This is a genomic window from Bdellovibrio sp. SBM16, from assembly GCF_056175625.1.
The window spans coordinates 768,696-789,493 of record NZ_JBJKJG010000001.1 but is presented as its reverse complement, the minus strand read 5'-3'; the positions used below and the strand labels follow the sequence as shown (position 1 = coordinate 789,493).

At 43.8% G+C, this 20,798-nt stretch carries 22 protein-coding genes and 1 riboswitch; of the genes, 7 read left to right on the top strand and 15 right to left on the bottom strand.

What is annotated here, in order from left to right:
- Nucleotides 1-4 precede the first annotated feature (4 nt).
- Together AC04MM_RS03600 and AC04MM_RS03595 are read left to right on the top strand one after the other, a co-directional pair.
- The gene (locus AC04MM_RS03600) at nucleotides 5-553 is read left to right on the top strand and encodes a hypothetical protein (RefSeq protein WP_475378946.1); all 549 of its coding nucleotides are present in this window, start codon (nucleotides 5-7) and stop codon (nucleotides 551-553) included.
- A gap of 2 nt (nucleotides 554-555) precedes the next feature.
- Nucleotides 556-783, top strand: a complete 228-nt coding sequence (locus tag AC04MM_RS03595; RefSeq protein ID WP_475378945.1) for a DUF2905 domain-containing protein — start codon at nucleotides 556-558, stop codon at nucleotides 781-783.
- On the opposite strand, the gene AC04MM_RS03590 is transcribed toward AC04MM_RS03595, so the two are convergent.
- The 5 genes from AC04MM_RS03590 to AC04MM_RS03570 form a co-directional block, all read right to left on the bottom strand.
- On the bottom strand, nucleotides 784-1,608 hold the full coding sequence (locus tag AC04MM_RS03590) for a hypothetical protein (RefSeq protein WP_475378944.1): 825 nt from the start codon (nucleotides 1,606-1,608) through the stop codon (nucleotides 784-786).
- Nucleotides 1,605-2,321 carry a hypothetical protein gene (locus tag AC04MM_RS03585; protein ID WP_475378943.1) on the bottom strand — a complete coding sequence of 239 codons (717 nt, stop codon included), beginning with the start codon at nucleotides 2,319-2,321 and terminating at the stop codon, nucleotides 1,605-1,607. The genes AC04MM_RS03590 and AC04MM_RS03585 overlap by 4 nt, the downstream gene beginning before the upstream one ends.
- Nucleotides 2,311-2,694, bottom strand: coding sequence for a membrane protein insertion efficiency factor YidD (gene yidD, locus AC04MM_RS03580; RefSeq protein ID WP_475378942.1), 384 nt, complete (start codon nucleotides 2,692-2,694; stop codon nucleotides 2,311-2,313). Before yidD ends, AC04MM_RS03585 begins: the two co-directional genes overlap by 11 nt.
- The gene (locus tag AC04MM_RS03575) at nucleotides 2,675-3,019 is read right to left on the bottom strand and encodes a PEGA domain-containing protein (protein ID WP_475378941.1); all 345 of its coding nucleotides are present in this window, start codon (nucleotides 3,017-3,019) and stop codon (nucleotides 2,675-2,677) included. Before AC04MM_RS03575 ends, yidD begins: the two co-directional genes overlap by 20 nt.
- 98 nt (nucleotides 3,020-3,117) lie before the next feature.
- Complete coding sequence (locus AC04MM_RS03570) at nucleotides 3,118-3,498, bottom strand: high-potential iron-sulfur protein (protein WP_475378940.1); 381 nt, start codon at nucleotides 3,496-3,498, stop codon at nucleotides 3,118-3,120.
- Nucleotides 3,499-3,614: 116 nt separating this feature from the next.
- On the opposite strand from AC04MM_RS03570, the gene AC04MM_RS03565 reads away from it, so the two are divergent.
- The gene (locus tag AC04MM_RS03565) at nucleotides 3,615-5,000 is read left to right on the top strand and encodes a protein adenylyltransferase SelO family protein (RefSeq protein WP_475378939.1); all 1,386 of its coding nucleotides are present in this window, start codon (nucleotides 3,615-3,617) and stop codon (nucleotides 4,998-5,000) included.
- On the opposite strand, the gene AC04MM_RS03560 is transcribed toward AC04MM_RS03565, so the two are convergent.
- From AC04MM_RS03560 to AC04MM_RS03545, 4 genes are all read right to left on the bottom strand, one after another.
- Nucleotides 4,974-8,150 carry an efflux RND transporter permease subunit gene (locus AC04MM_RS03560; protein ID WP_475378938.1) on the bottom strand — a complete coding sequence of 1,059 codons (3,177 nt, stop codon included), beginning with the start codon at nucleotides 8,148-8,150 and terminating at the stop codon, nucleotides 4,974-4,976. The two genes, AC04MM_RS03565 and AC04MM_RS03560, sit on opposite strands and share 27 nt — an antisense overlap.
- 3 nt (nucleotides 8,151-8,153) lie before the next feature.
- Nucleotides 8,154-9,617: a TolC family protein gene (locus tag AC04MM_RS03555; RefSeq protein WP_475378937.1), complete on the bottom strand. Its 1,464-nt coding sequence runs from the start codon at nucleotides 9,615-9,617 to the stop codon at nucleotides 8,154-8,156.
- Complete coding sequence (locus AC04MM_RS03550) at nucleotides 9,614-10,252, bottom strand: TetR/AcrR family transcriptional regulator (protein ID WP_475378936.1); 639 nt, start codon at nucleotides 10,250-10,252, stop codon at nucleotides 9,614-9,616. Before AC04MM_RS03550 ends, AC04MM_RS03555 begins: the two co-directional genes overlap by 4 nt.
- A gap of 231 nt (nucleotides 10,253-10,483) precedes the next feature.
- Nucleotides 10,484-10,693 (bottom strand): hypothetical protein, encoded by a 210-nt coding sequence (locus AC04MM_RS03545; protein ID WP_475378935.1) that lies wholly within the window; start codon nucleotides 10,691-10,693, stop codon nucleotides 10,484-10,486.
- A gap of 125 nt (nucleotides 10,694-10,818) precedes the next feature.
- Between AC04MM_RS03545 and AC04MM_RS03540 the strand changes: the two genes are divergently transcribed.
- Nucleotides 10,819-11,742 carry a GmrSD restriction endonuclease domain-containing protein gene (locus AC04MM_RS03540; RefSeq protein ID WP_475378934.1) on the top strand — a complete coding sequence of 308 codons (924 nt, stop codon included), beginning with the start codon at nucleotides 10,819-10,821 and terminating at the stop codon, nucleotides 11,740-11,742.
- 68 nt (nucleotides 11,743-11,810) lie between these two features.
- Here AC04MM_RS03540 and AC04MM_RS03535 read toward each other — a convergent pair whose 3' ends face one another.
- Nucleotides 11,811-13,742 (bottom strand): S9 family peptidase, encoded by a 1,932-nt coding sequence (locus AC04MM_RS03535; RefSeq protein WP_475378933.1) that lies wholly within the window; start codon nucleotides 13,740-13,742, stop codon nucleotides 11,811-11,813.
- 141 nt (nucleotides 13,743-13,883) lie between these two features.
- On the opposite strand from AC04MM_RS03535, the gene AC04MM_RS03530 reads away from it, so the two are divergent.
- Nucleotides 13,884-15,200 carry a trypsin-like peptidase domain-containing protein gene (locus tag AC04MM_RS03530; RefSeq protein WP_475378932.1) on the top strand — a complete coding sequence of 439 codons (1,317 nt, stop codon included), beginning with the start codon at nucleotides 13,884-13,886 and terminating at the stop codon, nucleotides 15,198-15,200.
- Between the two features lie 213 nt (nucleotides 15,201-15,413).
- Nucleotides 15,414-15,656, top strand: a complete 243-nt coding sequence (locus AC04MM_RS03525; RefSeq protein ID WP_475378931.1) for a hypothetical protein — start codon at nucleotides 15,414-15,416, stop codon at nucleotides 15,654-15,656.
- A 3-nt stretch (nucleotides 15,657-15,659) separates the two neighbouring features.
- Here the strand turns inward: AC04MM_RS03525 and AC04MM_RS03520 are convergent, their stop codons facing one another.
- The 3 genes from AC04MM_RS03520 to AC04MM_RS03510 all read right to left on the bottom strand — a co-directional run bounded on the left by AC04MM_RS03520 (nucleotide 15,660) and on the right by AC04MM_RS03510 (nucleotide 18,361).
- A complete protein-coding gene (locus AC04MM_RS03520; RefSeq protein ID WP_475378930.1) occupies nucleotides 15,660-16,595 on the bottom strand; it encodes a hypothetical protein in 936 nt (311 codons plus the stop codon).
- Nucleotides 16,579-17,808 carry a S1 RNA-binding domain-containing protein gene (locus AC04MM_RS03515; RefSeq protein ID WP_475378929.1) on the bottom strand — a complete coding sequence of 410 codons (1,230 nt, stop codon included), beginning with the start codon at nucleotides 17,806-17,808 and terminating at the stop codon, nucleotides 16,579-16,581. The genes AC04MM_RS03520 and AC04MM_RS03515 overlap by 17 nt, the downstream gene beginning before the upstream one ends.
- A 70-nt stretch (nucleotides 17,809-17,878) precedes the next feature.
- Nucleotides 17,879-18,361: a PaaI family thioesterase gene (locus tag AC04MM_RS03510; protein ID WP_475378928.1), complete on the bottom strand. Its 483-nt coding sequence runs from the start codon at nucleotides 18,359-18,361 to the stop codon at nucleotides 17,879-17,881.
- 58 nt (nucleotides 18,362-18,419) lie between these two features.
- On the opposite strand from AC04MM_RS03510, the gene AC04MM_RS03505 reads away from it, so the two are divergent.
- Nucleotides 18,420-19,430 carry an NAD(P)H-dependent flavin oxidoreductase gene (locus AC04MM_RS03505; RefSeq protein WP_475378927.1) on the top strand — a complete coding sequence of 337 codons (1,011 nt, stop codon included), beginning with the start codon at nucleotides 18,420-18,422 and terminating at the stop codon, nucleotides 19,428-19,430.
- A 93-nt stretch (nucleotides 19,431-19,523) separates the two neighbouring features.
- Here AC04MM_RS03505 and AC04MM_RS03500 read toward each other — a convergent pair whose 3' ends face one another.
- Together AC04MM_RS03500 and AC04MM_RS03495 are read right to left on the bottom strand one after the other, a co-directional pair.
- Nucleotides 19,524-20,165 (bottom strand): hypothetical protein, encoded by a 642-nt coding sequence (locus tag AC04MM_RS03500; protein ID WP_475378926.1) that lies wholly within the window; start codon nucleotides 20,163-20,165, stop codon nucleotides 19,524-19,526.
- Nucleotides 20,156-20,251: riboswitch (purine riboswitch) on the bottom strand. (Overlaps the previous gene by 10 nt.)
- A gap of 78 nt (nucleotides 20,252-20,329) precedes the next feature.
- Nucleotides 20,330-20,773: a DUF2147 domain-containing protein gene (locus tag AC04MM_RS03495; RefSeq protein WP_475378925.1), complete on the bottom strand. Its 444-nt coding sequence runs from the start codon at nucleotides 20,771-20,773 to the stop codon at nucleotides 20,330-20,332.
- Between the last annotated feature and the right edge of the window lie 25 nt (nucleotides 20,774-20,798).

The window sequence follows — 20,798 nt, the reverse complement described above, 5'->3', positions numbered from 1 at the left end:
TTCAATGAAAAATTTAGTTCTAATCGCTGCTTTATTTGTAACTTCAGCAGCCTTTGCCCAACAAAAAACCAAACAGTCAAGCCCTGCGCCGGCTTCGACCTCGTACAGCTCGAACACAAAAGTGTTCGGTGCAAATATCGGTATGAACCAAGGTGCACTGAATGTCGGTGTATCAATGGATTCAGGCACGGATAATGGCGATCTTGGCGGGTCTTTCTTTTTACAAACAGAAAAAGAAGACAACAACGTAACTAAAGTTTATCAGGTCATGACTTTCGGTGCGCATGTGCACTTACATGTGTACGACCAAGCAAGCTGGATTATCGATCTTCGCCCGGGTGTGAACGTATCTATGGTTAACGATGTACCGAACGACTCAGGCGGCAAAGACAATAAAACTATTATCGGCCCGTCACTACGTTGGGGCGTTACTCACCGTTTAAATTCTGGCAAAGAAATCGGCCTTGAGCACTTAGAGGTGTGGAACTGGTTTGACGACGATGTCTCTAAAAATGACGCTTACACAAGCTTTGTTTTCAGAACCCGTTTCTAATTTTGTTTACTCTAGATCCTATTCCCAAACTGCTGATCGGCGCCGGCACTATTTTAATAGTGATCGGCCTGTTATGGCAGTTTGGCGTTTTTGAGCACCTCAAACTGGGGCGACTGCCTGGCGATATACTGATTGAAAAAGAAAACATGAAGTTCTATTTTCCGGTTACCACCGGCATCTTAATCAGTGTGATCTTAAGTCTTGTGGCTTGGCTATTCAGATCGAAATAGCTATTCAATTAAAATTTTATCAACTTCAAGGCTGATATCTTTAAGGCGTTTTTGAAAAAAATCTTTCTGCTCAGGCGATTTTTGATCCCAAAGGCCGAAAATCAATCCTTTCAAATCTACTTCAAAGGTCGCACGCGCCTTATTGTAGCCGGCGGTACGGATACTCTGATCCCCGCTATAGTAAGCCACACTTAACTCAGACATCTTATCTTTTTTCGGGTACAGTTTAATCAGTTCCTCGTTAAAGATTTTACGCATCTCAATCTGTTCAACGTAAAAGCCAATATGATTATCCACGAATTTGGTAATACGTTCTTCCTGTGGTTTAGTCAGGTCTCCCAGTAAAAATTTGGCGACTCTTTTTAGATTCGCGGTTTTTCTTTTTTTAAATGCTTTTTTATCCAGAGCCTCTTCTTTTACTTCGCTGAGCTTTTCTGCCGAATACTCTTTGAAGTTTTTAAGCTCCTGATCGCCGATCTCTTGCATGACTTTGTCAAAACTTGGTTTAAACAGCGCGATCGACTCTTTCTGGTAATCCAGCAGATACTGGTGCAAAAGATCTTTCTCTTCCTGGCTTAGGTTTTCTTTTTGCGAAAGTGAATCAAGCCGGGCGATTAAGTCTTTTAACTTCTTAAACACCGGTTTTTTGTTTTTTTCAAACTGGCTCGCTAAAAACCGATCGACATCTTTTTCTTTAGTCCATGTAAAATCAAAGGCATCATCAACGCGGCTCTGAATCTGGCTGGTTCCGACACTGTATCCTACGCCGACCTTTGAACAGGCCACGAAAACAAAGGATAAAAGGACCAGCACCAGTTTATTCATAACGTAAACTCCGGAAAGCGTTTGGCCTTCTCGGCTTCGATTTCGCTTTGGTAATAGTTCTGATTATAAATCCGCGCATTCTCAGCGGCATTAAGAATATTGCCGATGTAGGTGATTGAAAACACCACCCCGCTGACTAATGAAGTTGCGTGCAGGTCTTTATCCGCCAGCTCTATGGTCGACGACAAAAATAAAGCGTTTAGTAAAAACGCCATCGCCCCTGACTGCCACGAGCCCGTATAGGCCTGACCGGAACCCGGCAGCAGCGCACTCATAGTTCCAGCAAGCAACGGCGATTTTTTTTCTGGCAACGAGTCTTTCCATTTGTGAAAAGCCTCTACCCGCTGGCTTTCAACGGTGCCGTCGTTTTTTGAAAAATAATAACTTTGATAGAGTTTAAGCTTTTGCTGAAAGCCCAGAGAAAATTTTGCCGGATATAGTTTATGCGAGAGATGAAACATCTCATCGCGTTCACCAAGCTCGGTCACGGCAAGCAGGTGCCCCCACATCGCCTGATCAAGTGTTTCAGCACAGTCAAATTTTTGTGCCAGCGAGTACTCCTGCACACTTAACAAAAACTGACGGCGTTCAAATAAATCTCGGCCGCTCGCTAAAGCCTGTGTAGAGGCCTTACAAAAGGCTGACTTTGGCTGGGCCGTAACGACCAGCGAAAAGAAACTGAAAAAGAGTGCTAACACGACTTTACAGTTCACAGTCTTCATTTGGCAGATCGACGAAACTGACACCATGATTTGTAATTACCATAGGCAGACCTAAATTTCCAGCGTCAGGCTCCCGCAGAAAACGGTCAAAAGTTTTAAACAACGAAGTAACCGCTCCGCAGCGTTTAGCTAAGGATTGGGAATAAACACTGTCGCTGGGGTAATAATCGCAGCGCGAAGATAAGCTTGGGCGTAATACCTCTTGGTAAACACTGACCGAGGCACTTTCGGATTCATTTTTAACGCGGCTTAGTTTTTGAAATTTATAAGTTGAATCAATAGAACTGACATTAGCTGGCGGTAGATTTAAACAGCCAGCTAATGCGAAAGACAAAATAACTAAATTATTTTTTCGTAGAAACACAGTTGTACTCGTAAGTACGCTCTGGTTTATATTTTTGGATCCATAAGAACGGCACTAACACAAATACACCGCCGGCACAGGCTCCTGCATCAAATTCTTCACTGCGAGAGAAAGTGTAGTAAGCCGGCTCACACCCTGGCTTTTCAATACGTACAGAATTTGTTGAACCTACGATTTTTGTATCTGTGTGAGTTGCGGTACCTGTACCTTTAAACTCGCCATCGATATAAATTTTAGCCTGTGGATCAGTTGTTCTGATCATAGTTGTTGATGAGCAAGAGGCAAATAATGCTGCACTCAAGATGATTGCGATTGCTTGTTTCATAGTTGAATTCCCCTTCGTAAGAAGCAAAAAAAAATGAGTGTTTTTAAAACACTCATTTATTTAATAAGACTTTTTTAGGTAAAGCTAGCGATATTTTTTTACGCTTTTTTCGCCCAAGAACTGCACCATCCTTCAGCAGTTACCACTTTGCCGCTGGCAAATGGCATCTGGCAAGGACCGGCTTTTTTGCCGTTGGCTGTGATTTCTTTCGTAGCATCGTAGAAGGCACAGTTGTTACATTTTTGATTTTTAAACTCAACACCCGAACGGGCGGCCATTAGGTTTTTATCTTTGATCGCCGTATTGATTTCAACGTAATTCACAGACTTGGCTGTGCTATCCGCTGGGTTGACCAACTGTGGACCACTGCCTTTAGCGGCGCTTCCGCCACGGCGGCCTTCGGCACGAGCGATCGCCGGTAATAATGCAGCAGCTCCGATAAATGCGCCTACTGATTGAAAAAATGCTCTTCTATTCATAATATCCTCTTTGTTTCGAGTAATTTGGGTTGATAACTAAATGATATAAACTTTTTCAATTAGTTTTCAATATCATTTTTCGGGCACTTCACCAAAGGGAGAGTAAACAACTGGCCATGACAAATATAACTCACTCTCCGCCAATTTTAGAACTTGGGCCGCAACACTATGATGCTGTAAAAGCCGCAGCATTTCCTGAGAAAAAACTACGCTATTTCAATACAAATTTACATTTACAAACAATTCCTGATTTTACCACCGATCACCTGTGGCACTTTCAGCCACTGAGCAACAATCTTGCTGAGCCGCTGGCTCTTCGTTATCACGGCCACCAGTTTCACCACTACAATCCTGACTTAGGCGATGGCCGCGGATTTTTGTATGCTCAGGTATTCATGAATAATCAATGGTACGACCTGGGCACAAAGGGTTCGGGGCAAACACCGTATTCACGCGGCGGCGACGGCAGACTTACGCTAAAGGGCGCCGTGCGGGAAGCGCTGGCGACCGAAACTTTAGAATCCTACGGGGTTAACACCAGCAAGACCGCCTGCATCTTTGAAACAGGAGAAAGTTTAGTTCGCGGTGATGAACCAAGCCCGACCAGATCAGCGGTGCTCACGCGTTTTAGCTTAGGCCACATCCGCATCGGCAGCTTTCAGCGCCTGGCGTATTTTAAACAGACCGAAGAAATAAAAAAACTCACCAAATATGTTTTGAAATACTATTACCAGATTGAGAGTAAAAATTTAGACTGGAACAATGAGCTTGATGTCGCGACCCGCTTTTTACAGTGCGTAAGTGAGCGTCTGGCCCACTTGAGCGCACAAATTATGATGGCTGGTTTTGTTCACGGGGTTTTAAATTCAGATAACATTAATGTCTCGGGAGAATTGTTCGACTACGGCCCGTACCGCTTTTTACCGGATTACGATCCTGGATTTACTGCCGCCTACTTTGACCAGCAGGGTTTGTACTGTTTTTCTGAACAGCCGAATAATTTTTTATGGAATCTGGCGCAGCTTGCACACTCAGTGTCATTAGCTTACCCGGATATCCCGGTGCAGTTGATGCTGGAAGGTTTTGAAGAGCAATTTAATGATTATCTTTACCTGGCATTTCAGCATAAATTAAATATCCGCTTTAAAGACGACCACGAAACGACCGAAGCGATTTCGTTGTTTTTTCAGACGGTCATGGATAAAGCGATTAAATACGAGGAAGCTTTTTTTGCGTTTCACTCTGCCCGCTTGGATAAAAACTTACCGGCCAGCATCGCCAATATGAAATCGGCGCAAGAGTTAAAAAAATTGATCGCGGCTGCCACCGTGGCAGAGCCAGAAAAAAACCTGCACCCTTATTTTCAGCGGGAAAATCCTGAAACGTTATTAATTGATGAAATCGAAGCGATCTGGAAGCCGATCGCCGAACACGATGACTGGACTTTGTTTAACAACAAAATCCAGTCCTTAAGATTACTTCGTGGCCTCTACAAGCTCTGAAGATTTGTTCTCATGATGTACCGTCGCAGCTACCGGATGGTCTTCACCCCCGGTGCCAGTCACTCTTTTAACAAGACGCAGTGACCAGTGACGGAATCTTTCGATATAGCCAAAAGCCGCAGGAACCACGATCAAGGTTAATACGGTCGAGCTGATAACACCGCAGATAATCGCCACACCCATCGAACGACGTTGCGTACCTAACTCGGTCACACCAATCGCGATCGGTAACATACCCGCGATTAAGGCTAGAGATGTCATTAAGATCGGACGAAGACGCGTACGGCAGGCTTTAATAAGTGCATTATTCATCTCCATACCTTGTTCCATTAACTGGTTCGTGTAATCCACAAGTAAGATCGAGTTTTTCGCAACGACACCCATGAGGAGGATCAAGCCGATCATCGAAAAGATATCAATTGATAAGCCAAAAGCCACAAGACCGACGAACGCCCCCGAGATACCCAGTGGTAATGCAAGCAAGATCGTAAACGGTGTAATGAAACTTTCATATAACGAAGCTAACACCAAGTAAATTAACAACACCCCGAAACCCATCGCCAATAACATATTGGCCATTAAGTCCTGGAAATCCTTCGCCATACCTTCAAATCGGTAATCAACGCCAACCGGTGGTTTAAGATCAGTTGCCATCATTTTTTGAATCTCGGCCGTGGCTGTACCTAACTGACCATCCGGACCTAAATTCGCCGTTAAAGCGATGTAACGGCCTTTGTTCTGACGGTTAATCTGTGAGTAACCTAAGGCTTCTTCGCCTTTGGCCACGCGGCTAAGCGGAATCATATTAAAGTTTGAATTCGGAACAAATGTTGTCGCGAACTCTTTTTTCAGATCCATTTCTGAATCCGGAAATTTTAAACGGATATCATATTCAATCCCGTTTTGACGGTACACCGCAGGCAATGCCCCTTCAGTGCGGTAACGGAGTTCAGCACCGGCTATCACAGTCGAAATACCTAAAGCCTCAGAGCGGTCACGGTCAAAAACCACCTGATACTCTGGTTTACCCGAGCGGAAGTTTGTATCCACATCCACAAGACCTGGAATTTTTGCAATGCGCGCCTGCAGAGCTTCGGCATACTTTGCTAAATCATCTAAGTTTTCACCGGATAAAAATAGGTTTAACGGTTTCTGACCACCGCCACTGATATCGTAATCACCGACAGCGATATTCGCCTGCTCTTTGTACTGTGCAAGTGTCGCTCTGGCTTTTTCTTTTACATCAATCGTTGTTAAGCCTTTACGCTGTTTAGCCGGCACCAGGCTGACATAAAGATCCGCCTTGTTGGCTTCTTGCGCCACCGAACCTACCGTTAAGGCCACCAGTCGTACTTCTGATAAAGCTTTAATATCGGCTTCAACTTTTCTTGCAAGATTTAAAGTTCCTTCAAGTGAAGTGCCCACCGGCAATTCCAACGACACGGTAAACTCACCGGTATCTGCCGCTGGTAAGAAAGTTTTCTTAACCATGATACCGCCACCGATAGTTGATACAAAGAAGAATAAAACCGCACTGGTTAAAATCGTTTTTTTATGCTGTAACGTCCAACGAAGAGAATCTTCATAAATGTCTTCAAGTTTGGTTTGAAAACGGTCGAACGCTTTAAGCATTCTTGCAACAAAACCATCACCTTTTTCGTGATCGTGTTTGGTCACCATGTAAGCTGATAACATCGGCGCCACGGTGAACGCATCCCAGATCGAAATAATCATCGTAAATACGACGGTTAAACCGAATTGTTTAAAGAACTGACCGATCATACCCGGAACAAAAGCAATCGGCCCGAAGACTGCGATAACAACCAAAGTGGTCGCAATAACGGCCATCGCCACTTCTTTGGTTCCTTCAATCGCTGCCGTTTTCGGGTCCTTACCCATTTCTAAGTGACGGAAAATATTCTCACGCACAACGATGGCATCATCGATCAGAAGCCCGACCGCCAAGGATAAGGCGATTAACGTCATGATATTTAACGAAAAACCAGCCACGAGCATTAAAATAAAGCCACCCAAGAGCGAGTTCGGTAATGCAAGCCCTGTGATAAACGTTGATTTTGCCGATCCTAAGAAGAAAAACACCACCACGATACAAAGAATAATACCGATAAAAATAGATTCTTTAACATCGGCCACATTTAAGCGGATCGGCACAGAGCCATCACGCACCATGGTCGCTTCAGCCTTAATACCTTTGTCTTTTAAAAACTGATTTGCAACCAAGATCTGCGCCTGTACCCGGTCAGCAACTTCAACCGTATTGGCACCTGATTGTTTATAAACCATTAAAAATAATGCATTTTTACCGTCAATCGACGAAAAACGTGAAGCTTTAGCGAGTGTTTCCTTCACTTCAGCAACTTCCGAAAGTTTAACCGGTCGGTCTGAACCCAAAAAATTAATCGATACATCTTTTAACTGCTCTAAGTTTGCAAATTCACCCACGGTACGGTAGATGGTTTCGCTCTTGGCCGTTTCATATTTACCGATTGGAATATCTTTCGAAGTTTCTTCGATACGTTTTGCGATCTGCACCATCGAAAGCTGGCGATCCTGTAGTTTATCTTTATCAACCAGAACCTGAACTTCTTTTTTCTGTCCGCCGACGATACTTACCAATCCCACATCAGGTAAACGTTCAAATAAAGGTTTAACCTGTTCGTTGGCCACATCATAAAGTACTGCCGGATCCATTTCTGAATTTAGAGCAATACTAATGATCGGCTGATCGGCCGGGTCAAAACGGCGGATAATTGGCTCTTCTGAGTCATCAGGTAATTTACTGCGGATATTGGCAATACGGTTTCTGACCTGCTGCTCGGAATCTTTGATATCCGTGCCTAAATTAAATTTAATCAGGATAATAGCCATCGAATCATAATTCGTCGCCGTCACCGTATCCAAACCTGGAAGCGAAGACACTTCATCTTCGATCGGTTTTGTGATCTGACGTTCAATATCTACCGGCGAAGCTCCGGGATAGACAACCTGAACTGACACGATCGGAAAGGTTACATCCGGAAACTGATCGACCGGCATTTTTTTGTAAGAGACAAAACCCACCACGAGCATAAGTACAACTAAGCACGTGATAAAAATCGGTCTTTTAATTGATAGTTCTGCTAAACTCATAAATTACTCCACACCGTCAGCTGTTGAATATCCGCCAGCAGCGGAATCGATAAAAAATAAACTCGAAGCCTCAAGCTTACGTAAGCTTGCGCGTGATCTTAAAAGATTTACTTCGGCTTCAGCCGCGTCAGTCTCAGCGGTTACAACCGTCGCCGTTACAGAACGCCCCTTAGAAAGCTTATCCTGTTCGGCTTTGGCCCGTTCACGCTGGTACTGCGCCACTTTCTCTAAAGTCTCCACTGATTTTTTCAAGACATCGTATTTGCGCACCAGTTCCGACCAGGCATCCTGGCCTTCAGAGCGTTTTTTCTCAGCTTTAAGTTTTGAAGCTAAAGCATCTTTTTTTGCCGCTTCGCGGGTTCCGGCTTTGGCACTGCCTTCAAACACCCAAGTGAAGTTTACACCAACCGAATTTTTTGGGTAATCATCTTTAGTCATATCACTCACCGCCTGCGAATGGTCACGATCGTAAGATGTCGTCGTATAATTTCCGAACAGCGACAAATCAGGACGTAAGTTATCTACCGTTTCATCAGCCACTAAGCCCTTAGCTTCGGCTTCAAGGCTTGCGATACGGGCTTCGATTTTTTCGACACTTTTCATTTTTATCAAATTGATTAAGTAAGGGCGAGCCGTCCCTAGCTCAGCCGTAACGATGGGGGTTTTTTCAGAATCAGCCAGCTGCAGATTATCACGAAGTTTAACTTCTTGTGATTTTAACTCTTCTTCCGCCTGGATATACTGCGCCTCACGTAATGCCATTAAGGCTTTTGCATTCATAAGGTCGGCACGGTCAGCAATCCCGTTAGAGACGCGGTTAGCTGTCCATTTCTCGATTCTTTGGGCGCGTTCAAAGTTGGCTTTTTTAAGCTTTAAATCTTCCTGCGCAAGTGCATAATCCCAGTAGTTGGCTTCAACATCATATAAAGCACCACGGCCCTGCAATTCTGAAACTAACTTTTCAATTTCGGCCAGTTTTTCCTGACGCGAGATTTTTTTTCTGGTGCCGTAGCCGAAAAAATCTTTCCATAGTGATTGCTGAATGGTGATTCCAACTGATCCTGTGCTGTACTGATCAAACCCCGGAGCCATCGCCCCTGGATTTACAAACTCACCGGTCTGGGCATCAAGTTTTACTAACGTGCCGGAAAAAAACTTTTTCGCCACAGCTAATGAGAATAACTCCGCATCGCGGTCACTACCCAATTGGCTGGGACGGGATTTATCATTTGATTTGACCCAGCTGCCGGTCACAATCGGCGCTAAATCTAACTCCGCGGCATCTTTTTTGGCATCGGCTGCTTCCAGACTGTACTGGTAAGACCTGAGCAGCGGATTTTTATCTTTGGCTAAAGTGATGTAGTCATCGATTGAAATCGCCTGCGCGTCCTGGATGAAGAGCGCTAAAGTGGCCGTTAATACGATGGCTAAAAATTTACACTGTTGTTTGACTGTTGAGACTCTCATGCCAGTACTCCGTTCAAAAAGATTTCAACGACTTGTTGTTTTAATAATTCATGATCCTTAATAAAGGCTTCGCAATCCTGATTGACCTTGGTTTCACAGGCCATAATTTCAAAAAAACCAAATACGCCTTCTGACAGCATCACGAAGAAAACTGCCGGATGCAATTGCGGGCGGATTATTCCCTTGGCCTGCGCTGCACGAAACATTTCAAAGAAATTTTGAATCAACGGATAAAAAATCTCCTCATGCACTTCTTTACATAACGGCATGCCTTCGATTTTTTCACGCGCTAAGATGGTTGAAATTTCTGGATGCGAATTACGCATCTCGATCATGTGTCCTACCATAAGCTCGACTTCCTTACGGAATAATTCTTTGGTCATCGGCTGGCTGCGGAATTCAGAAATTTGCGGCTGAACTTTTTCAAGCACTTTTAACGCAAATTCACGGATCACTTCACGGTATAAACCTTCTTTGCCGCCAAAGTGATAGGAGATTAATGAAATGTTCGCATTTGATTCTTTGGAAATATCGCGAGTCGATGTTCTGTCTACACCTAGTTTGGAAAATAACTTAGCCGCAGTTTCCAAGATACATTTCTTCGCATCATGTTTTGAGTTTGGCTTTACCGACATAAAATCCTCGATATGTAATTAAGCTATCGTAGGATCGGTTAAAAAGCAGTAAAAATTTAATCAATCGTTTGATTTTGTTGTAAATGCATATAATTACTGGTGTTTTTATGTCTCAACACCATAACCCGTAGAGTATTTACTCTAGCTGATCGCAATAAAAAAACCCTAAAAACGTCTCGCTCTTAGGGTTTAAGGTTTTAGTAAGCTATTCGAACCAGGTCGTTAAAAAAATTACGAACCTTTAGTTGCGCAATCTGAGCATGGGGCAGCTTTTTTCTCTTCTTTTTTAGCGTGGCCTTCGCTAGCACATTTAGAACCCGATTTTTCACACGCACAAGCAGTGCATGAGCCATGATCGTGTTTGTGGCCTGACATATGACCGCAACCAGATGCAGTGACAAAAAGTGTAAATAAAATTGACGTTGCTAGGATTTTTTTCATGAATACTCCACGGTTAGGTTTAATCGTCCTAAGAAAATCCTGATAAATTAGAATTTTCTTCTGACATTTGATATTTTTCACTAGTTTTCAGGGAAACACAACTGGAACAAAGGCTGGGGGGATCTATGAAAAAGCCTATCACAATAGTTTTAACCATCGCACTGGTCAGTCATTTTACCTTTGCGCAGGTTGAAACCACACCGGGATTGCTGGGACAGACCGACTTATTGATCGGACCGGCACCGACGGCCCTTCCGCAAAAAGAATTCGAGCCGTACACGCCGCGCAACAAAGTGTACTACGTTAAACTTCACAAAATGGCCGATAAAATTATCTCAATCGTATCAAGCCTTGATATGTTTGCACTTAACAACTTAGTAGCCTCTAACAATGAAGCCATGTCGCTGCTTGATTTTGAATTTCGCGAAACCCCGGAAGTAACTGTCGAAGCCTATGACCGTGAACACCACTTCGGGGGCTGGGTTAAGAACAAAAAATCTGGCGACTGCTTTAACACCCGCAATAAAGTCTTAGCCCGTGAAAATATCGGCACCATCCAGCTTAAAGACAGTAACAAGTGTTCGATCGCCCATGGAACATGGATTGATCCCTACTCCGGAAAAACCATGACCGATGCGCAGGCCGAAATCCAGGTCGATCATATGGTGCCACTGCGCGAGGCGTACGTCTCTGGCGGACACAAGTGGACCTTTAAGGAGCGTTGTCTCTACGGAAACTACCTGGGCTACCGCAACCATCTAGTTGCAGTCAGCGGCGAAGAGAACAATGAAAAAAGCGCCAAAACACCGGAAGATTACATGCCGTCAAACACCGCGATTCACTGTGAATATTTAAAAGACTGGTTAAAAATCAAATCGTTCTGGGGATTAAGTTTAGTACCGGAAGAGATGAAAGAGATCAAAAAACTGGTGGCCCAGAACAACTGTGACGAATCACAGTTTACGGTTACAAAAAAAGAACTGGAAGAACAACAGGCCTTTTTTAAAGCCAACGCTGAGCTTTGCCGTATCTACGATCAGCAAAAGTAATTGCTTTAACAATAAAAAAAGCCGTAAGTACCACCTACGGCTTTTTTGTTTTTGTTAACCGGCTCTAATTACTTCAGATTCTTTTTAAAGAACTCAATCGTGTGACCGATTTCTAAAACCTGGTTCTCTTTTTTGCTTGAGCCGTGGCCTTCATCAGCAAACACGATCAACTGTGAGGCGATTTTTTTCTTTTGTAGCGTTTCATGAATCTGGATCGCTTCACCGACCGGTACACGCGGATCATTCGCCCCCTGTATAATCATCAACGGATCACGGACTTTATCAACGTAAGTACTTGGTGAAAGTTTAATTAAGGCCTCTTTATCTTTTTCCGGATCACCGTACTCAGTGATACGCAAGATACGGCGGTACGGGGCCGTGTTGTTTAAAAAGGTAATTAAATTACTCATGCCGACAATAGCGACACCGGCATTATAGGCGCCCGCAAAACGAGTCATCGCTAAAAGAGTCGAATAACCGCCGTAACTTCCGCCCATCACGCCGATCTTTGGTGTAACGCCGTTACGGGCCCAGTTTTTCTTGATCCAGATGGCTGCATCTTCGATATCAGTAATCACAGCTTCACGCTTTGGCCCGTTATCCATATCAATCCACGTTTTACCGTAACCGTCACTGCCGCGCACGTTCGGCTCAACGAAGATAAATCCTTCATCAACAAAGGCCTGCGCTACCGGACTGAAACCAGGTTGCGACTGCCCTTCAGGGCCACCGTGAAAATCGACAATGACCGGACAGGTTTTTTCTTTGCAGCCTTTCGGAAAGCGCACGAACATCGGGATCTTAACGCCGTCACGGGTTTCATAATTCATCAGTTCAGAAACCACGAATGACTTGAGGTCAACTTCCGGTGCTGATGGTAAAACCCATTGGGTCATCTTTTTTGTGCCCCAGTCGTAGCTATAACTTACACGCGGCGATTGCGCGGTAATCACACCTAACATGGTGGTTGAACCATCACGGGTGGTAATACCCGAAAACACGTGATCAGCGCCTTTAAATTTAGGTAAAGTGATCGGTTTAAAGGTTCTTGCATCCATAGCATAAAGTTCGGTGTAGCCTTCACGATTGACGTTATAAATAATACGGGTTCTCTTTTCGTTAATCGTAAAATTAGATACATCGTATTTTAAATTACCGTCGGTTAACGGTTTTAGATCTTTCGATTTTGCCGGATTGAATAAATACAATCTCTTAAATTCTTCTTTTGGCGTCAGAACTAGGTACTCCCCTTTTTTTGCACTAAACGACACATCAAACTCGCCTTTTTCTTCTACCCCGATCACCGGCTCTAACTTTTTCGTTGCCTGATCGAAAGTGTAATATTCTGAGGTTTTTGAACCGGTCGCTTTAAAGAATAATAAGTCTTTTCCGTTATCGCGCTGATCGGCAATACCCCAGTAACCACTGCCTTCGTAGATCAGGGTTTTCTCTAAGGTCGCCAAATCCATTTTGTAGATATTGTACGAATCAGCCTTAGTGTCGTTAGCGGTAAAATAAATAGTTTTTGAATCATCGGTGATAAAACTAAAACGCGACTGCACTTTAGATTTACGGTATAATTCGGTGATCTGGCCCGAGCTTAAATCTAATTTATAGATGCCCGGATTTTCTTCGCCGTTAGAATCTTTGGCGATAATCAAAAACTTACCGTTTGGCGCTACATCGCTGATACTGACGGCATCAGAACCCGAAGTTAACTGCACCGGAAACTTCTGTGGACCATCAATCTTCCACACATGACTGATACCGGTTACACGCCAGGTAAAGTACAAGGTCTTTTTATCCGGCGATAACATCCCCATTCCGGGAGAGGTCACATCCAGCATTTTTTTAAGTTTATTGGTCATCACCGGGTTTAATGCCGGTGCGGCATACTTTTTAAGAGTTTCGCTGCTGACCGAGTCAGAGCCGTGCCCCGTATACTGGGCCATAACATTTACGCTTAAAAGTACCGTAACTGCAAAAGACATCCATTTCATAAATTCTTCCTCTATATATATTGCTTGCCTAATAAGCTTAAAACTAAGTGTTCCAAAGTCATGAATTTTTTTTAGTTTGTTTAACCTTTTCCGCCCCGCTTCCGGTCTAAGGATGGTCTAGACCCAGTGGAGGGGTTTAAAATGAATAAAAAAAGGATTTTTTTAGGAACTCTGCTCTGTACTACTCTGGTAGCTGCAGGCTGTGCAAAAGAAGCCCTGACGACTTCGGGTCAGGAAAACCAAAAAACTGAGCTGACAGAAAACGTAATCTACGGTCAAGATGGCCGCGTTGACGTTTACCAGGCTTCAGAAGCGTTAAAAGTTTTGGCTGATTCGACGGTAGCCTTAATTAAAAACGCTGAGTTAACCCAGCAAGGGGCCACAACCCTGATCGCCGGTGAGAATTTTGCGCAAAGTTATTCTCTATGTACCAGTGAAAAATTTCGTGAACAAAATACCTCTGCATTCTGTTCGGGTGCCCTTGTCGGACCTGATACCGTAATTACCGCCGGCCACTGTATTACCAGTCAATCAGACTGCGTAAACACAAGTTTTGTCTTTGGTTTTGCCGTTAAATCAGCTGGTGTATTACCTACCCAGGTGAATTCATCCGAAGTTTACCGTTGCCGCGAGATCGTTCACCGGGTGTTAGAAAATTCAGGTTTAGACTACGCCGTAATTAAACTTGATCGCGTCGTCACCAATCATAGACCGCTAAAAGTGCGCCGCAGCGGTGAAGCCTCGGTAAATGATCCGCTGTTAGTTATCGGACACCCCGTTGGTTTACCGACCAAAATTACCACTGGTGGTAAAGTTCGCTCAACGGCCAACAGCAAGTATTATGTAACAAACCTTGATACCTACGGCGGAAACTCTGGCTCTGCAGTATTTAACGCCCAGACCTTAGAGATCGAAGGGATCTTAGTGCGCGGTGAACAGGATTTCGTGTACCAGGGAGGATGTAACGTTTCGAAAGTTTGCAGTGATGACTCTTGCCGTGGTGAGGATGTAACCCGTATTTCGGCTTTACGCCAGTACTTACCACAAGACTCTACCCCACAACCGCCGGTAACTCCGCCGACCTCTGGAACACCTCCGGTTGCATCGAGTGAAACGTTTTCATCGTCACAAGCTGTCAGTGTTCCCGACAACAATACAACCGGTGCAAGTTCTTCGTTACAGGTAACCTCAGCACCTAAAGGCCGTAAGGTGTTAATCAGTGTAAATGTGGCGCACACTTATATTGGCGATTTAGTCGTTAAAGTTGTAGCCTCAGACGGCAAATCTGTAACCCTTCACTCCCGCTCCGGTGGCAGCACCGATAACATCGTAAAAACTTATGATGTAACGGCAGCCTTAGGAAGCGTTGCAAGTGCCGGAACTTACAAGCTCATCGTACAGGATTTAGCTAAATACGATGTCGGCTCTGTCAAATCATGGTCGATTAAATTTCAATAGATATAAAGACATCAATAAGAAAGTTCTCTGAGCCTTAATACCGGAAGTTTACCGTTGGCATAGTGTGCCGACAGTCAACTTCCGGTATTGTGTGCTTAGATCCAAAAATTTATATTCACATCCGCAAACCGAACCACTTTCACAACTGTGTGCTATTTAATAAATCCCTAAGTGGACACCCCCTTGCAAACTAATTTTTCTTAGGTCAAAAGTATGAGAAACACTTTATTCAATGAAGATTCGAAATTTGTACGCGATACATTAAATGCAGCTGTGGAAAAATCTGATCAAATTCATAATCACGAACAGGAGCTGATCGTTTTACTTAAAAATATAGATCAAAAGCGCTTATATGTTCGCTATGGATTTAATTCGTTGATGGGCTTTTGTAATTTCGGATTAGAATTCTCGCGTACACAAGCGCAGAGAATTGTAACTGAAGTGCGGCGTCAGTAAAAATTATTTAGCAAAACTTTCTTCGAGCCAGCCGCCTTTTAAGGTCAGGTTTTTTTCGCCCAACTGGATATCGAAGTTGGTCTTGTAATCCGGGTTATAGCCGATACTGCTTGGTTCAACATTTAGTTCTGAAAGCAAACGCTCAAAGTTTTTCTTTTCCTGATCAAACTGCACCGGCACATTGTTATTAAATGCGCTTTCTGTATCATCACAAAACTTTTTTAAACGCTCATCCGCTAACGCCTCAGGCCTCTGTGCCACAACTTCGTTTAATTTGTAGAATAAATAACTGCGGTCAGAAATAGCTTCAAAATCTTCTTTATGCGCGCGCATCGCCGCCGCGGCAGCGACAACTTTACTGTAGAATGCCGCCTTCTCCATCAGGCTTTCGACTTCTTGTTTAGTTGAAGCCGCATTAACGGTGGCAATCAAATCCTGAAATGCCGGAAGGCGCAGAATATAGCGAAACACCGGCTTTAAAGCCTGCGCCCGCGGGTCAGCAGTGGCTTCATCCAGAGATAACTGAAACGCCCGGTTTACTTCCTGGGTGTTCATCTTACCCGTTTTGGCATTCTTTAAAGAACTACAGAAATTACTTAACGGTTTACTAGGATTAACTAAATCATCAAGACCGGCGCGCGAGTTTAACGTCTGCACCGTTGTCGTAGGCGAAGCCGGGGCCTGTGATGTCGCGACCGCTGGTGGCTGAGGGCCGGTCACGGGAGGAGGCTCAGCAGTGGCTGAAGAGACTGTCATGCTGTCATTCACCGCAGCTATATTGGCCCGCTGTCCCGGTTTTAATATCGCTGCTGAAAGCTGATTACCTGATGGTAAGTGATAAAGTATAAACGCAATAAAGCCGGCGATCGAAAAAACCACAACCGCCGCACCTATTAACAAGACTTTAAGAATTAAATTTGTCTTACTTCTTTTTTCCATTTTGCTGCAGTAATGAAGCTAAGTTACCAAACTTGTTCGTAGTAAATCCACCAGGTGTCCCTTTTTGATTGGTCGCCGATGAATGATCACGCCATGAATGATCTTCCTGTAAACCCGGGATCCCTAACGAAATTCTTTTTTGTTCAAATAACACTTCATCGATCTGAACCGGGAAGGTGTCACCTTTTTTCTTATTCTCAAAAGCTGCAGCCTCTGTAGAATCGCGCCACTTAGCACGCGGAAGTAAACCCGTAATACCCGGAGCGATCTGTACGAATAAACCGTACTGCTCTTTTTTCTCAACGATACCGGTGTGAACTGTGCCTACTTTGTATTTTTCGGGAACCATGTTCCATGGATCACCCTCGCCACCGGCCTGTTTAACCGATAAAGAGATTTTCACACGGCCATCGACTTCTTCAACTTTTAAAACTTTAACCTGAACAGTTTGGTTTAATGATAAAACCTCTGAAGGATCTTGGATACGCGACCAGCCGATTTCAGAGATATGACAAAGACCTTCAACGCCGCCACCTAAATCAATAAACGCACCGAATTTTTCAAAACGTTTAACAGTACCGTTTAAGATATCACCGGCTTTAGTGTTTGATAAAAATTGACCTTCGTTCTCGGCTTTTTGCAAGTCTAAAAGTTTACGGCGCGAAACCACTAAGTTGCGGCCTTTAGGGTCAAACTGGGTAATTAAAAAATCGAATTTTTTGTTAATATACGCCTGTTGGTCTGTCACCTTGTAATCCATCTGGCTTAACGGACAGAACGCCGTCTTGTTGTGAATTGATACCCGGAAACCGCCGTTACAAACTTCTAACACGCGGCCTTCAACCGGAAGCTCCATATCGTGTGCATCTTCTAAAGAATCCATATCAGGATTTGATTTTTTCATGCCTGCACGTGAAACACGGATTTCACCGCCACGGTTAGCCACGACGACAACGTCTAACTTATCGCCGACTTTATATTTTAACTCTTTGTTTTCGTCTAAAAGATCTGTACGTAAGATCATCGCATCCTGGTGCGAAGGTGTTGTGACAAATGCCTCTTCTTTGTTAATTGATAAGATTTCAGCCGTATAGCCAAAACCTACAGACATTTTTTTACCTACACCGCCAAGGCTTTCTTCAAACATTGAAGCAAAGTCCTGCGATTTGTTGTTAGTTGAAACTTCATCACCGAAAACATCTTTTTTAGACATAGCAAATCCTTAACCTGATATTACAGAATATAGAGAGGATTTACTCTAGCTGAAGTTGCAGCTTTTGGGGCTAAGATTTTTTCTTAACTCGGCGCTTAACTGATAGCGTCAATTCAAATTCTGCCACTCTTTCGGTCTCACTCACCGATGGGACGATCGCATAGGCGGTCATCGTGCGGTTAATGCGCTCTTCAGAGGTTTTAGCCGTATTAATCTGCTCGACCACCACCGCGGCCTGTTCGCAGATAAAATGCACATCCCCTTCGGCGCGTTTTAAGAAATTGGCCTTAAAGTCTTTAAACAAAAAATCAATACGCTCACCCGATTCCTGGATTTTTTTAACGGCCAGCATGGCGATACATAATTCAGCCCCAATGGCTAAAGCTCCGAAATACATTGCCCCTAAATGGTTCTTGGTTCTGAAATTAAGCGGCACCTTTAACACTGTTCGCTGGTCATCGGCCTCAAGCACTTTGGGGCCGACAAAGCCAATTAAAGGAATTTTTGTCCATGCATACAGTGTTAAAAACAGATTTTCTTTAAATTTACCCATAGCGCCTCCGGCAATTAAAATTCTAGCTTCAATTGCATAAATAAGACAAACTTTAAATATGACAACACAAACAAGCGCACTTACAAGAATCGAAACCCCTCTGACAGAAATGTTAGGTATCCGCTACCCGATTATTCAGGCCCCGATGTTCTTAGTCTCAAATGTTGAGATGGTTGTGGCGGCCAGCGAAGCCGGAGCGATCGGCACTTTTCCCGCACTCAACTACCGCCCGATTGAAAAATACATTGAAGCGTTAAAAGAAATGAAAAGGCGCACGAAAAAACCGATCGGTTTAAATATTATCGTCAACAAATCAAATACGCGCGCCAAAGAAGATCTAAAACATGCGCTGGATGCCGGAGTAAATTTATTTATCACTTCACTTGGTTCACCGAAAGAAGTAATCAGCGAGGCTCATAAAAACGGCGCCAAAGTCGTTTGTGATGTGATTAATCTTGAGCACGCCAAAAAAGTTCAGGATCTGGGGGCTGATGGCGTGATCGCCGTCGGTGCCGGTGCCGGCGGACATGCGGGCCCATTATCACCGATCGTATTGGTAAACTGGCTGAAGCAAGAATTAGAAATTCCGGTGATTGCAGCCGGCGGTATCGCCAACGGCGCAACCATGGCCTCAATGTTGGCCGTAGGCGCTGCCGGGGTAAGTATCGGCACCCGTTTTATCGCAAGTACTGAAGCCAAAGTTGAACAGGCCTACAAAGATGCCATCATTAAATCCTCGCCGGAAGATATCGTTATGACGACCAGAATTTCAGGAACGCCGGCTGCGGTAATTAAAACCCCGTATGTTGAACGCATGGGCTTAGATCTTCCGTGGTATTTAAAATTGGCCAAAGACCAAAAGACCTTAAAAAAATACGTCGTTCCCTTAATTCACTATTTAGGTTCAAAAAAATTGGAAGAAGCGGCCACCGGCCCAAGCTGGAAAACCGTATGGAGTGCCGGCCAAAGCGTGGGCTTAGTTGAAGAAATTCTTCCGTGCGAAGAGATCATCAGAAAACTGGTGCAAGAGTACGACGACACATTAAAGAACTTACCAAAAGTTCAATAATTTAAGCTGACAGTGCGACCACAAAATAAAAATGGCGTTACCATTACAGTTAACGCCATCTACCCCTCGAGAGAAAATCTTTAAAATTTAAAATTAGTGTAAAAGTGCTTCGACTTCGACTTCTAAGTCAGCGCATTTAGATAAATCTAATTTGCACTCTTTAATGATGCGAACTGCATCCATTTGCTTGATCGTATCTGCTTCCATCGCCTGGAATAATAGTAACTCTAAACGATCAGTGTAAGCGTAAACCGACTTGTGCTGTGGCCATAAGTTTTCGTGATCGTTAGATCCACCGATGCTTAATGGGATAAAATGATCGATCTTAAAATCACCGCGGTTCATCGTGCGGATTTTAAAACCTAACTCAGAGTCATATTCAGCGATAATTGCATTTTTTTCGCCACCAGAAACATTACGTTCACAGTAAGTGATACCTTGGGCGTAGCGTTTTTTACCGTGTTCACATAATTTACCCGGGGTCATTTCTGGATCTGGACCGATTGGGTATTTTTCGTTTGGATGTAGTGGTTGCGTAGGAGCTGAAGTCGGTTCTTCAAAGTTTGGTTTTGAAGGTTTTTTGCGGGCTGGTTCTTGTTGTACAGGTTTTTTCTTTTCGATAAATGCATCGTTGCAGTCTGATTGGGCCGATGCGAATGAAGCTGTTACAGTTAATGTAAGCGCGGCGATAAGGTTTAAAAGTACCTTAGTGTTTAGTCCGTTAGAACAGTTCATTTATCCTCCATAGTTAAGCATTACGGTGCTTTGTAGAAACGTTGGGCCAATCCCCAACTTATACGTGGTTCGTTGTGGTTAGAGATAATCAAATTACCCCTGACTCTGGCAACTGTTAAAATTCAGTTGTAACAAATAGCGTCTAAAGCCCCAAACTCAGAAAATTACGGTGCTGAAGATTTAAGCCATGTTTGCGTACGGCCCAATAAGCTAAAGCCAATAAAGCCTCTGACTTTTAGCTTTTCGCCATTCTCTTGCAGGGCGATTTTAGCTTTGTAAGTTTTACCATTCTTTGGATCCAGGATATGACCACCGCTCCACTCGTCGCCGTCTTTTTTAAGATTCCAGATAATTTCTAAACCGATGATCGGCTTATTCTTTTTATCACCTGAACATTCAGTGCATTCAGTTTTGTCGCCTTCTTTAGGAAAAGTCTTAACGATGTTACCGAATAACTTACCATCGACTTCTTTGATCTCAACAATCGCGCGCGGTTCATTGGTGGCATCGTCGATGGTTTTCCAAAAACCCACCGGTGAGTTGGCAAAAGCCACCGTACAAACAAAAAACGAAGTAAATAAGAAAGCCGCTAAATTCTGTTTCATCATGAGACACCCTTTTGTGTTAAAAATG